Here is a 13,147-nt window from a genome sequence, read left to right on the forward strand (position 1 = left end):
ACCTCCTTCATCGCCAAACCGTGGGATTTTTTAGCAGCCTGCTAACGCCTCCAAGCACCCTCAACCACCAGCATAGGCGTCTACTGTACCGTTCGACAGAAAAGCGTTGTCGTCGTCGCGCGGCCTTCTGGGACTTTGCGTATTACGCGCTCGACGATAAAGCGCTATCAAATGCCAGTACAACAAACCTCCCGATGAAGTTCATATGCCATGTTCCGCGCCAATAGCATCGACTTGATCTATGGGGCGATTGCTTGGTGTGACACTGTCTTTCCGGGTGCCAGGCGATTATTGATCCGCATTCCGCCTTTTCGATAAGGTGTAATCGTCGTGTGAGCGTTCGCTGCAAGCTGTGGTGCTTGATTGAGCAGCGCAGCTGCGGCCATCGGGGCCGTGACGACATATTGCGGCTCGCCCGGCACCAACGGGTATAGTCCCAGGGTTGCCCAAATATACCAGGCGGACATGGTCCCCTCGTCATCGTCCATGCCATCGGCAAAGCCCTGGGGGGCCAGGCGAAAGCTGCGGCCGATCCAGGGCTGGGGCCGAACGCCGCTGTTGATATAGCGGTGCGGCACCGGCTCGTTGACATAGCGCGACACGACACGGCTGGTCGCGGCAGGATCGCCCAGCCAGGCGAAAAGATAGGGGACGTGGATGTCGGGTTGATTGGTCATGTTGAACAAATGTTCGGCGAAGAAGCGGTCGAGTTCGGGGCGCATGCGCGGCCCCAGCGCCTCGGCCAGCCAAGGCAGGTCGAACACCGGTGCCCAGCGATATTGCGCCAGTGTCCCCTGATACAGCCCGCGCGCCTTCACGACATCGGCATCGGTGCCAAGATCGCGGAACGTCGCCAGCCACATCGGGCGATAGGCAAGCGCCTTGACCCGAAATCGCTCGGCGATCGCGGTCTCCCCTAAATCACCGGCCAGTTCGGCGATCGCCCAGTCGTCATAGGCCGCTTCGATCTGTTCATCGGGGGTGGCGCGGGCCAGCGTTGCGCTTTCGGCGATCATCCCCGCCAGCGCGGCACGTGCGTCGAAATCGACGATGCCCTTGCGCCGGAAATCGAGCAGGACGATCCCGGCATGTTCGGTGCGAACGGTGATGAACGGCTCGTTCCCGGTCGACCAGCGGCGCTTGCCGGTGCCATATAGACGCACCAGCGACCGGGCGATCTGGCCCGCGCGTACCGGATCGATGAGCGCCAGCAGCGGCATTTGGGTGCGGTAATTGTCCCACAGCGCCCAGCCGGTATACTGTTGCTCGCCCGGCGGGAGCATAGCGATCACGCCGTCGCTGCCGCGAAAACGGCCATCGGGGTCGGCGATCGCGACCGGCGTCTGCATCACCCGGAACAGCGCCGTCTGGAACAACGCCTGTTGCTCGGCAGTACCCTGAATGGTCAGGCGCGATAATTGCCGGTTCCATTCGGTCAACGCCGCGCGGGCGATGGCGGCGAATGTCCGGTTGCCCAGTTCCAGGTCGCGCACCCGCGCCGCCGCAGTGGGATCGATCGTCGACAAGCCGGTGCGCAGTTCGATCACGTCGCCCGCACGCACCCGCAGCGTGGTGCGCGCATCGCCTGGCCCGCCGCGCCACTTCACGGTCACCGGCTTGCCAGCATGCAGCACCCGCGTCGCCGAATGGAGATGATAGGCACCGGCGTCGCACACCGTCCCGGCGGAAAAGCTGGCGCGCAGATCGCCCTCGCCGCTTGCCTGCCATTGCGCGGCGAGCCGCTTCGAATATCCCTGATCGAACGCGACCGCGACGTCGATGTCGCCCCCGCGTGGCACGGTGAAACGGATAATGCCGGCACCGCGCGTTGCGGTCATTTCGGCCAGGATGCCGCTGCCATAAGCCACGCGGTAATAGCCGGCATGGGCGGCCTCGCGCTGCTTGTCGATCACCGCGGGCGCGGCGGCTCCGCTATAATCCAGCATCACCCGAACGTCGCCGCCGGCCCCGCTACAGCCCACCCCGACCGCGCGGGTGTGCGAAAATCCCACCAGATGGGTCGCGGCAAAATCATAGCCGGCGAAATTGGCGGGGCGCGTGTCGGGGCCGAGCTGGACCATACCATGCGGTGCCACCGCGGCGGGACTGAGCTGACCAAAATCGGCGAGCGTTCCGACGAACGGATTGACGATACGGCCAAGCTCCCGCGCCTGGGCGCTCGATAGCATGAGCGGCAATGCGACCGCCAGCGCGGACAGCCAGGTGCCGAGCCGCGTCATGGATCGAGCGGGTCCAACGCCTCGACATGAAAGGCGAGCGGCGACGGGGTGAAGCGTGCGGTGAAGCGATCCGGCCCCGCTGTAATGCGCCCCGGCTGGATGCCCATCTCGTCGAGATTACGCTGTGCCAGTTCCGCACCGGCGATATATTGGATGGTCCGATGATCGGAGACGATCAGCGCCTCGCGATCGACGGGCAGCCCGGCGGCGAGCATCAGTCGCGCGACGTTCCGCAAATTGGTGGTGGTGTGGCGCGCATGCGGCTCGATCAGGATGCGATCGGCGGGCACGCCGTGCTGGGTGACGAGCAGTCGCTTCATCTCGGCAGCCTCATTGAACGAGGTGCGGTTGGGATGCACGTTGCCGCCCGATACGATCACGAACGGCGCAATGCCGCGCGCGAAGCGATCGGCGGCGATTCGAAGGCGGATATGCGTCAACGGCCCGGTCCGCGATTGCGCGTCTTCGGCCCCGTGCCCGAACACCAGCAGCGCCGAATAAGGACTCTTTTGCCAGTCGGTTCGCGCAACCTCAGCGATCGCAGCGGCGTTCGGCCCATTGAGCAATGGCCGATATTCGCCCGCGTTGGTGCGTTCGTTCAGGTGCAACAGGCCGATGGCGTAGCGAAGCGACGGATCGAAAAACAGATCGTCATCGGCACCCAAGGCAGCAGTCGCGACTCCATGCACGTCGAGCAAGACCGCAAATTCAGGCTTCTCGACCTCAAAGATCGTCGCATCGATTGCCGGATAGCGCGGCGGCGTGCCCTTTGCATAAACCGCGATCACCCGATTGATCGCAGCCGCCGCATCGCGCCACGCTGCCGCAACCAGATCGCCATCGCCCGACGCGGCATATCGCCCGAACCGTCCCGATGCGCGCATCTGTTCGGCGACCAGCGCGCGCGACATTGCGGGGTCGCGTACCAGCACCCGCAGCCGGGCTTCGACGGTGGCGATGTCGGCATCGGTCCATGTCCAGGCATCGGCAAGGCATTGGGGCGACGGCGTGCAGCTTGCGGCGGGAACCCGCGCCGCGCGTTCGGCGGCAAGTTTCGTGAGGTGGCGGTCCTGGCGCAGCGCGCTCGACCAACCGGGCGAGCGCCGCAGCATCGCGAACAGCGGGAATATCCGCGTTTGCAGCGTATCGGCGAAGGGCGCGCGATAGCCCGGCAAATCCTGCGCCCCGACCGAAGTCGGGGCGAGGATCGCGGCGATGCCAAGGCTTACGGCAAACGCCGCGCGCCGCATCACCATTCCCTGCTGACGATGAAGCGGAAATTCCGCCCGAATACAGGGCGACCGTAAATGGCGTCGCTGGCCCCCTGCCCACCCAACTGGTCGGTACGCGGATTGCCCTCGGTCAGGCCGCGCGCGTTGGTCAGATTGTCGCCCACCACCTGGAAGCGCCATTGATCGACCGTCAGCGACGCGCTGGCCCCCAGCGTTTGGAAAGCGGGCAGCGCGGTGAGGTTGAACAGATCGACATAGCGTCGGCCCTGCCAATCGAACCGTCCGGCAACGTCGAGCGTCCCGGCCCCCACGGGGATGCGGAATGTGGGGCGGATGTTGCCGAAGAATTTCGGCTCGCGGATGATCTGGTTGCCGTTGACTGCGCTGGGGTCGGCACCCGAATTGTTCGCCAGGTTGCGATATTGCGGATCGGCCACCGTCACCGCGCCCGCCAGTTCGAACCAGCGCACCGGTTTCAGTCTACCGTCGATCTCGATGCCCTTGGCCACCGCCTCGCCGATGAACGGCACGACCTGATCGTTGCGGCCCGTTTCAGGGTTGAAGGCGACGAACGAGGCGTTGAACGGATCGAACTTAGTATAGAAACCCGTGACATAGAGCGAGGCCATGTCAAAGCTTGCTTTCAGCCCCACTTCATATTGCCGCGCCCGGGTTTTGATGATTGCCGGGTTGATGCTCGACACAACGCCCATCTGCGGCGGCACTTCGAGGTTCGAGATGCGACCATAGGTGCCGAAATTGGCGCCGAAGTCGTAATTAATGCCAACCGTCCAATTGGTCGCGCTTGGCTTCAGCTCGGACGTGACTTTGGCACCGGTGAACGCGCGCGTTGCATCATCGGCCAGCGTGGTCGCGTCACCCAGATTGGCATTGCCCGAAAGCAGCGCAAACCCCTGATAGCTATACCATTCCTGACGGATACCGGCATCGAGGCGAAGACCATCGAAAACATCCCAGGTATCGTTCGCATACAGCGCCAACACCTTACCGTCAGCTTCACCCTGGTTCAGCGTCGTGGTGTAGCGAAGCACGCCATTCTGCGTGACCGACCCAAGCACCGCGCCCGATGCCGAATAGGCAACCAGGTCGATCGTGCGCGGCTTTCCGCGCAATTCGATCAGCATGTCCTGATAGGCGATGAAGCTGGTATTGCCATAGGCCGAGCCATAGGCGCCAACGCGAAGGTCATGCGTGCCAAGCCCGGTTTCGAACTTCCGGGTGACGCTGATGTCGGCCTGGTTCGAATAGAAATCGGCTTCGACCGCGCGATACTGGCCCGACAGGATCAGGCCCGAATCGGCATAGGGGTTATAGGCCGTCGCGCCGTTGGTGCCTGCGATCGCATAGCCCAGCCGGGCGACGGGATTGGCGGCAGTGCCGAACGCCGTGCCTGCCGCAGTGGTATAGCGTGCCGCGAACGCATTGGCATCGACCGGATTGGTGGTCGAATAAAATGCGTCAAAGCTGCTTTTGCCTTTGGTGATGCCGAGTTTTGCGGCGACCAGCCAGCCGCCGAAATCGCCATCCCAATCCAGCCCGGCGTTGAAGAAGCGCATATGCCGGCCGTCAGCCAGATCGCGGTTCTGCGATTGCACTACGCCTGCACCGTCGCGGTATTTGATGTTCACCCCGCGCAGCGAGGGCGAGTTCAGCGTGCCGCGATGATAATCGAGAAATGGGTCGAGCGAGGTCGAGGGGTTGCGCGGATCGGCGACGGGGATCGGCAGGTAGAAGATGTTATGATCGTTCACATACATGCCCGATAGCTTGATCGATCCGTTGGGCAGGTCGTGCTTCAAATTGGCGCGGATCTGGCCGCCCTTGTCGCTGGGAAAGCCCGAATCGCGATACCCGTCATGTTCGCGCAGGAACCCGCCGACCGCGAAATAGGTATTCGCGCCGATCGGCCCCGATTGCATCAGGTCGAGCCGATACAGCCCGGTATCGCCAAGCGTTACCTGCGCCTTGCCGCGCGGCACGCTGGAGCCGGTGACGGTGATGTTGTTGGCGATCGCCGCCGCGCTGCTGGCGTAAATCGGTGCCGGGCCGCCGCGAACGACTTCCACACGCTCGGTCATCAAGTCGAACCGGTTCATGCCTTCGCCCGAGTTGAAGAACACGCCGTCGATCTCGTGATATAGCGGCAGGCCGTCCTGCTGGAAGATCAGGTAACCGCGATCGGTGGGGATGCCGCGCACGCGCGTAATGTTCTGCACCTCGCCGCCGGTCGCCTCGACCTGGATACCCGGTATCGTGCCGAGCAGCTCGGCGAAGTTCTTGGGCGCGATCCGCTGGATCTCATCCTGCGACAGCGAATTGACGGCGTAGGAAACATCGAAGCGGCGCTGGGCACGCGCCGCACCCGTTACGATGATGTCGTCGGCAACCACTTCTTGCGCTTCGGTCTGCACCGGTTCGGCAGTGGCCTTGGCTGCCTGCTGCGCCGGGACTGTCTGCGCCTGCGCGCTATGCAGCCACACGGCATTCAGCGCCAATCCAGATACCGCCAGCCGCGTAAGAATCCTGATCGTCGAAACGCGCATAACAATTTCCCCCTTTGGAACCACGCTGGGGCCGTAGGGTTGGTTCAAGACTGATACGTGAAGCTACCAAGGCATTTTGGTGACGTAGCCCGATGAAAAAGTGACATATCGGTTCACCAGACCCGCCCGCTTCACCGCCAAATGATGTTTTGCGCCCGGCCGCGAACCGATCAAGGTGGTGGCGAACTCGCTACAGCCTGGCTCCACCGATCCCGGCACAGCCGATCAGAATGACCGCCAACGAATCGATCGTGAACAGATGGGCGTGCTGATGCTCATCGCGATCTTGCTACCAATGCCCCCGCAGCTACAAGGAACCGACCCTCTAAACGGCGAACACGATGTCTTTCAGAACTGTCCACGCTACCCCCCGCGTGCGGAGGGCACATGATTGAGCGGCTGACGACGATCATGGCGCGGCTGCGCGATCCCCGGCATGGCTGCGATTGGGATCGTGCCCAGAATTTCGCGTCGATCGCGCCCTATACGATCGAGGAAGCCTATGAAGTCGCCGACGCGATCGATCGCGGCGACATGGACGACCTTAGAGACGAACTCGGCGATCTGTTGCTGCAAGTCGTATTTCACAGCCGGATCGCCGAAGAAGCCGGCGCTTTCGCGCTGGCTGACGTCATCGCAGCCATCAGCGACAAGATGGAGCGCCGCCATCCCCATATTTTCGGCGACGCGGCCGCTTCTCCCGGCTGGGAACACATCAAGGCTGAAGAACGTGGCAATCGCGATAAAAGTGGCGCGCTCGATGGCGTGGCGCTCGGCCTGCCAGCCCTGCTTCGCGCCGAAAAGCTCCAGAAGCGCGCGGCAAGGACCGGGTTCGACTGGCCCGATGCCAGCGGCCCCCGCGCCAAGATCGATGAGGAACTGGCCGAGGTAGAGCGCGCCTCCCCCGCCGACATCGAGGGAGAAATTGGCGATCTGTTGTTTTCGGTCGTCAATTGGGCGCGGCATCAGGGCGTCGATCCCGAGGCCGCCCTGCGCTCCGCCAATGCCAAGTTCGAACGCCGCTTCCGTGCGATGGAAGCCGAGGCTGGCGACGATTTCGCGTCGCTCAGCCTGGAGCAAAAGGAAGCGTTGTGGCTGACCGCCAAGTCAGCCGAATGATGCTGCCTTAACGCTGGGCGAAGCGCTCGCGATCGGCGGGTGCCATCCGCACTTCATAGATGGCATCGTCATCCTCGATCCAATGGTCGAGCACTTCGCCATGCTGGTGAAGCCAAGCCGCCCCGGCACCGTCGCCCGCCGCCAGCGTCAGGTGATAACGGCGATGCGCGTGGGTCAGGCGGGCCGCAGCGACGTCGATCATCGCATCGACACCCTCCCCCGTCAGCGCCGACAATATCGCAACATCGTCGCGCGCGGCGGCCTTGTTGGTGAGATATTCGCGCGCATCGTCATCGAGCAGGTCGAGCTTGTTCCATGCTTCAAGCCGCGGGGTCGTCTCTGCAACGCCGATCTCGCTCAGCACTTTTTCGACATCGGCGCGCTGCGCGTCGCTGTCGGGATGCGCGACATCGCGGACATGGATCAGCAAATCGGCCGAGATCACTTCCTCCAGCGTCGCCTTGAACGAAGCGACCAACTGGGTCGGCAGGTCCGAAACAAAGCCCACCGTGTCGGACAGGATTGCCTTGTCGATCCCCGGAAACTGCACTTGGCGAAGCGTGGGGTCGAGGGTCGCGAACAACAGATCCTCGGCCATGACCGATGCTCCGGTCAGCCGATTGAACAGCGTCGATTTGCCCGCATTGGTATAGCCCACCAGCGCAACCACCGGCCAAGGCGCACGCTGGCGGCGATCGCGGTGCAGCGACCGGGTGCGGCTGACCTGCTCCAGCTCGCGCCGCAGCCGCGCCATGCGATCACGGATCAGCCGGCGATCGGCCTCGATCTGGGTTTCGCCCGGACCGCCCAGAAAGCCGAAGCCACCGCGCTGGCGCTCCAAATGGGTCCAGCTTCGCACGAGGCGTGACGATTGGTAATCCAGATGCGCCAGCTCGACCTGCAATCGACCTTCAGCAGTGCGCGCGCGCTCGCCGAATATCTCGAGGATGAGGCCGGTTCGGTCGATCACCTTGCACCCAAGCGCGGTTTCAAGATTGCGCTGCTGCACCGGGGTCAGCGCCGAATCGAACACCGCCAAGGTTATGGCGTCGTCGCGCACCTTTTCGGCAAGCTGCTCGACCTGCCCCGCGCCCAGCAATGTTGCCGGCTTTGGCGCGCGAATGCGAAACGCGATGCGCTCGCGCACCTCGACCCCGATCGCCGCCGCCAGCCCGGCGGTTTCCTCCAGCCGCGCATCGGTGTCGCGCGCGGAACCACCCTGATCGGGCAGCACCACGATCGCGCGCGCACCCCGCGCGAAATCCTCGCCGTCGCGGTCGAATCCGGTACTCAAGAAGCGCCCGGCTGCGTGTGCTCATCGGCAAGGTTCAGCGGGTTCGCCGGCTGCACCGTCGACACCGCATGCTTGTAGACAAGCTGCGACATGCCATCGCGCTGGAGGAGCATACAGAACAGATCGAACGCCGCGATCTGCCCCTGCAGCATCACGCCATTGACCAGAAACATGGTGACCGGCTCCTGCTGTTTCCGCACCGCTGTGAGGAAAATCTCCTGCAATACTGGTTGCTTGGCCTGCGATGCTGCCACGCTTTCGATGATCGATACCAGGTCGAGCTGCCCGGTTGGCATGATGGTCGAGATTGCATGCTTATAGATCAACTGCGACTGGCCATCGCGCCGCAACAGCACCGAAAAATTGTCGAACCAGGTGACGATACCCTGGAGCTTCACGCCCTTGACCAGGAACATGGTGACCGGGGTTTTGGTCCGGCGAAGCGCGTTCAGGAATTGATCCTGCAACGAAGTTTGTTTTTCGGCCATATTGGCTGCCTTTGTTCTTGGCGGGACATGTCCCGCAAATGCGCCGTTCCCCGACGTCGGTTACCCCCACATTGCTGCAGGCGCGTTGTTAATTTAGGGGGCCGCCGGGTTCCCGTCCAGCCACAGCGTCAATCGTCGCGCGTTTCGGTAATGCCGAGCAGCTTGAGCTTGCGATGCAGGGCGGAGCGTTCCATCCCGATAAAGCTGGCGGTGCGCGATATGTTTCCTGAAAACCGCCGAATCTGCACCCGCAGATATTCGCGCTCAAACGTCTCGCGCGCCTCGCGCAGCGGGGTTCCCATAATAGCCCCCGCACCCATCCCCTGCCCGCCATCGCTGGCGGTGCCCAGCACTTCGGGCGGGAGCAGGTCGAGGTCGATCCGACCGATCCGGTTGCCCGGCGTAAGGATCACGGTGCGCTCGACGACGTTGCGGAGCTGGCGGACATTGCCCGGCCATTCATAGGATTGCAGCGCCACCATCGCATCGGCGGCAATCTCGGGCGTTGGCACGCGGCGTTCGGCGGCATAATGCGCGACGAAATGCTCGACCAGCGGCGGAATATCCTCGCGCCGTTCAGTGAGCGACGGGATGACGACCGGCACCACGTTGAGCCGGTAATACAGGTCTTCGCGAAAACGCCCCTCGGCGATCTCGTCGATCAGGTTGCGCGCGGTTGCCGATACCACGCGCACGTCGACCTTGACGATCCGCGTGCCCCCCACCCGGCTGAAGCTCTGGTCGGTCAACACCCGCAAAATGCGTGCCTGGGTCGCGATCGGCATGTCGGCGATTTCGTCCAGAAACAGCGTGCCGCCATGCGCCTGTTCGAGCAAACCGGGGCGCACCAGATCATTGGCGTCTTCGATCCCGAACAATTCCTCATCGACCCGCTCGGGCGTCATCCGGGCTGCACTGACGACGACGAACGGCGCTGCGGCACGTAGGCTCCAGCCATGCAGCAGCCGCGCGGCAACTTCCTTGCCCACCCCGGCCCCGCCCGAAATCAGCACCCGGCTGCCGGTCCCCGCCACGCGCTTCAGCGTCGCGCGCACGGTGTTGATCGCCGCCGAATTGCCCGTCAGATCGGTTTCGCGACCCGCTGACGCGCGAAGCGAGGCGATCTCGCGCTTGAGCCGCTCGGTCTCGGTCGCGCGTTCGACCATCAGCACCAAGCGCTCGGCCTCGAACGGCTTTTCGATGAAGTCCGACGCACCACGCCGAATTGCCGCGACCGCCGTATCCAGATTTCCGTGGCCCGAAATCACCAACACCGGCACTGTCGGATCGCGCCGCTTGATTTCCTCGAGCAATTCGAGACCGTCGAGCTTCGATCCGTGCAGCCACACATCGAGCAGCACCAGCGACGGTCGCCGCGCCGCGATCGCTTCGAGCGCCGAATCACTGTCGGCGGCGGTGCGGGTGGCATAGCCTTCGTCTTCGAGCACCCCGGCCACCAATTCGCGGATGTCGCGTTCGTCGTCGACGACTAGGATATCTAGGCTCATGGTTCAGGTCCGATTTCGGGTAAGCATGATCGGCAGATCATCGGTTTCGCCGTCGCCGGCGTCTTGGCTGGTCAAGGTGGCCAGCAATTGGGCATCGAAGCTCATCGTGACGCAGGTACCGCCAGCGGCGCGATCGGAAAATTCCATCGTCCCGAAATGCTCCTCGACGATCTTCTTGACGATCGCCAGGCCCAGGCCGGTGCCGCGGTTGCGCGTCGACATATAAGGCTCGACGATGCGATCGCGTTCCACCGGCAGACCCACACCATTATCGCTCAGTTCGATCACGGCGCGGCCATCGGCCTCGACCCGCAACGACAACGCAATTTCGCCGGGAGCAAGGTTGTCCCCGGTGCGTGCTTCGATCGCTTCGACCGCGTTCTTGATGACGTTGGTGAGCGCCTGTCCCAATTGGCGGCGATCGCACACCAGCGCCTCGGGCGCGTCGTCCTGATCGAGCACGAAGCTGATGTCGGTATGCGCAACCTCGTGCAGGAACAGCGCCTGACGCGCGATGTCGACCAACGACTCGCGCTGGAATACTGGCTTTGGCATCCGCGCGAACGAGGAAAACTCATCGACCATCCGGCGAAGATCGCCGACCTGGCGGACGATAGTCTCGGTCAGCCGGGCGAATGTACCATCCTCAGGGTCGATCTGCTTGCCATAGCGGCGCTGTAATCGTTCGGCGGCGAGCTGGATCGGCGTCAGCGGGTTCTTGATCTCATGCGCGATCCGCCGTGCCACGTCGGACCAGGCGGCGCGGCGCTGATCGAGCAACTGCTGGGTAATGTCGTCAAAGGTCAGGATTTGCCCCAGATCATCGTCATGGGCGATCTTCACCGCCAGCGTCTTGGCCTCGCCCCCGGCGTTTAGTTGCACCACCGCCTCGCGCTGCTCACCGTCGAGCAGCGCGGCCAGTTCAGGCGACACATCGGCAAGCGGCCGGCCGACCGGGCTGTCGTTTGTCTTCAGCAGCGCCAGCGCCGAACTGTTGATCAGCCGAACGCTGCGATCGGCCCCGATCGACACGACGCCGGCACTCACCCCCGACATCACCGCTTCGATCAAAGCGCGGCGACTTTCGATCTGGGCATTGGCGGTGACGAGCGCGTTGGTCTGCTGTTGCAAACGCTCGGTCATCTGGTTGAAGGCGCTGGCAAGCGTACCGACTTCATCGCGCGATTTGGGCTGAGTAACCCGAGCCTCGAGATCACCGCCGGCAACGCGCCGCGCCGCCCCAACCAATTCGGCAACCGGTCGAACCAGCCTATCTGCAACGGTCAGCGCTACGAATACCGCCGCAGCAACGATCACGAGTGAGGTTCCCAGCAGGGCCAAATGGAATAGCAGTTGGAGTTGCCGCGATCTCGCCTGCAAAGCCCGGTAGTCGGCTACAACTGCCTCGGCCCGCTCCTTTCGTTGCATAAGCGCGCGCGCGCCTACCACCCTGCTCGAAGCGATAAGATACTCGGTCCCTGGAACCGCAGCCAAGGATTGAATTCGCTCGCCGTTAACGCTGACCACGCTCCGTTTGCCGGCGCGGATAGCCAGCACATCTTCCATCCTAATTTCGTTAGCCAGGCCGTTCTCGTAAGGATCAAGCAAGGCAAAAGTCAGGATTTCGCCCGTCGGGGTAACTTTGAAGACGATCGACTCCGCCAGGCTTCTTTGCAGAACGCTCTGGCCATAAATCTCAACAAACTCGCGTGTATCGAAACCGAAGCCTTGCGATAGTAGGTTGGACACGTCGATGCCGACGGCGATGTTCTCCTTATCAACCCACTGGGTCATATCCGTATAGGACTCATTCGCCAGGGCCGCGGTCCGCTCGATCATGCTGCGAGCGCGGTCCGAAAACCAAAACTCGACGCCATATTGAAACAGCAATGACGCGATGATCGTCACGAGGATCAGCGGGACACTGGCGAGCACCGAAAACAGCGCCACCAATCGGACGTGCAATTGCCCCTCACCGCCGACGGGCGAACGCGCCGAACGCGCACGCGCGAGCCGACGCCCAATCAGCACCAGCAGCGCCACGCCGGGAAGCAAATTGGCAACCATCAGCAGCGCCACCAGCGAAGGTGCCATCGGGCGCGGCTGACCCGGATTGTTGGTGATGATGAAATAGGTGGCGATGCCGATCGCGATCGCCCCGGCTAGCACCGCAAGCTCGACACCCTGGGTTACCGCCAGTCGCCGGGTTCGCATCTTCTTCAAATTGGCCGTATCACCCGCATCCATCGTTGCAATGATACAACGATAGCGTTGCTCCGAAAACACATATTCGACAGGCTTGGCAGCGCGCCCGCTTCAGTCGACCGCCGTGCGCCGCATGGTGTCGATATCGAGCGTATCGAGCCGCTTTCGCAGCGTGTTACGATTAATCCCCAGCACGCGCGCCGCGCGCAACTGATTATTGCCGCATCGCGCAAGCACCGCTTCGATCAACGGACGTTCCACCTCGGCGACAATCCGGTCGTAGAGGCTGCCGTCTTCAAAGGCTTCGGGCTGTTCGCGGGCCATCCGCTCCAGCCGCGCATGGACAGCGGCGGCCAGATTGGGATCGGGTTCGCTGGCAACCACTGCTTCCTTGCCCAGGTTCGCCCGAATTTCGTCGGCACCGATCGTCTCGTCGCGACCCAGCGCCGCGACCCGGCGCATCAGATTTTCCAGCTCGCGGACATTGCCCGGCCAGT

The 13,147-nt window shown here is 63.1% G+C and carries 8 protein-coding genes and 1 pseudogene; 1 reads left to right on the top strand and 8 read right to left on the bottom strand.

The annotated features are described in order from the left end of the window. Window positions 1–239: 239 nt before the first annotated feature. The 3 genes from QU44_RS13430 to QU44_RS13440 are packed head-to-tail and all read right to left on the bottom strand — an operon-like array spanning window position 240 to window position 6,036. Window positions 240–2,240: a glycoside hydrolase domain-containing protein gene (locus QU44_RS13430; RefSeq protein WP_081988045.1), complete on the bottom strand. Its 2,001-nt coding sequence runs from the start codon at window positions 2,238–2,240 to the stop codon at window positions 240–242. Then, window positions 2,237–3,490: a YdcF family protein gene (locus tag QU44_RS13435; protein ID WP_033922835.1), complete on the bottom strand. Its 1,254-nt coding sequence runs from the start codon at window positions 3,488–3,490 to the stop codon at window positions 2,237–2,239. Before QU44_RS13435 ends, QU44_RS13430 begins: the two co-directional genes overlap by 4 nt. After that, entirely contained in the window at window positions 3,490–6,036 is a 2,547-nt protein-coding gene (locus tag QU44_RS13440; RefSeq protein ID WP_081988046.1) for a TonB-dependent receptor, read from the bottom strand. Before QU44_RS13440 ends, QU44_RS13435 begins: the two co-directional genes overlap by 1 nt. Window positions 6,037–6,423: 387 nt before the next feature. Between QU44_RS13440 and mazG the strand changes: the two genes are divergently transcribed. Beyond that, window positions 6,424–7,155, top strand: coding sequence for a nucleoside triphosphate pyrophosphohydrolase (mazG, locus tag QU44_RS13445; protein ID WP_033922828.1), 732 nt, complete (start codon window positions 6,424–6,426; stop codon window positions 7,153–7,155). 7 nt (window positions 7,156–7,162) lie between these two features. Here mazG and hflX read toward each other — a convergent pair whose 3' ends face one another. The 5 genes and pseudogenes from hflX to QU44_RS13470 all read right to left on the bottom strand — a co-directional run. Next, window positions 7,163–8,449, bottom strand: a complete 1,287-nt coding sequence (hflX, locus tag QU44_RS13450) for a GTPase HflX (protein WP_033922830.1) — start codon at window positions 8,447–8,449, stop codon at window positions 7,163–7,165. Further along, a pseudogene (gene hfq, locus QU44_RS13455) lies at window positions 8,446–8,955 on the bottom strand (RNA chaperone Hfq); the annotation flags it as partial. The pseudogene hfq and the gene hflX, both read right to left, overlap by 4 nt. A 110-nt stretch (window positions 8,956–9,065) precedes the next feature. Beyond that, on the bottom strand, window positions 9,066–10,445 hold the full coding sequence (gene ntrX, locus QU44_RS13460; RefSeq protein ID WP_033922832.1) for a nitrogen assimilation response regulator NtrX: 1,380 nt from the start codon (window positions 10,443–10,445) through the stop codon (window positions 9,066–9,068). A 3-nt stretch (window positions 10,446–10,448) separates the two neighbouring features. Then, window positions 10,449–12,692: a sensor histidine kinase NtrY-like gene (locus tag QU44_RS13465; protein ID WP_081988047.1), complete on the bottom strand. Its 2,244-nt coding sequence runs from the start codon at window positions 12,690–12,692 to the stop codon at window positions 10,449–10,451. Between the two features lie 69 nt (window positions 12,693–12,761). Next, a partial coding sequence (locus tag QU44_RS13470; RefSeq protein WP_033922833.1) for a helix-turn-helix domain-containing protein occupies window positions 12,762–13,147 on the bottom strand: 386 nt, incomplete at its 5' end.

This window comes from Sphingomonas sp. 37zxx (genome assembly GCF_000786205.1).
Taxonomy (GTDB): domain Bacteria; phylum Pseudomonadota; class Alphaproteobacteria; order Sphingomonadales; family Sphingomonadaceae; genus Sphingomonas.

What these genes read in the sequence shown, in the direction of transcription:
- QU44_RS13430 (WP_081988045.1), bottom strand. Translation starts at nt 2,240, where the DNA reads ATGACGCGGCTCGGCACCTGGCTGTCCGCGCTGGCGGTCGCATTGCCG.
- QU44_RS13435 (WP_033922835.1), bottom strand. Translation starts at nt 3,490, where the DNA reads ATGCGGCGCGCGGCGTTTGCCGTAAGCCTTGGCATCGCCGCGATCCTC.
- QU44_RS13440 (WP_081988046.1), bottom strand. Translation starts at nt 6,036, where the DNA reads ATGCGCGTTTCGACGATCAGGATTCTTACGCGGCTGGCGGTATCTGGA.
- mazG (WP_033922828.1), top strand. Translation starts at nt 6,424, where the DNA reads ATGATTGAGCGGCTGACGACGATCATGGCGCGGCTGCGCGATCCCCGG.
- ntrX (WP_033922832.1), bottom strand. Translation starts at nt 10,445, where the DNA reads ATGAGCCTAGATATCCTAGTCGTCGACGACGAACGCGACATCCGCGAA.
- QU44_RS13465 (WP_081988047.1), bottom strand. Translation starts at nt 12,692, where the DNA reads ATGGATGCGGGTGATACGGCCAATTTGAAGAAGATGCGAACCCGGCGA.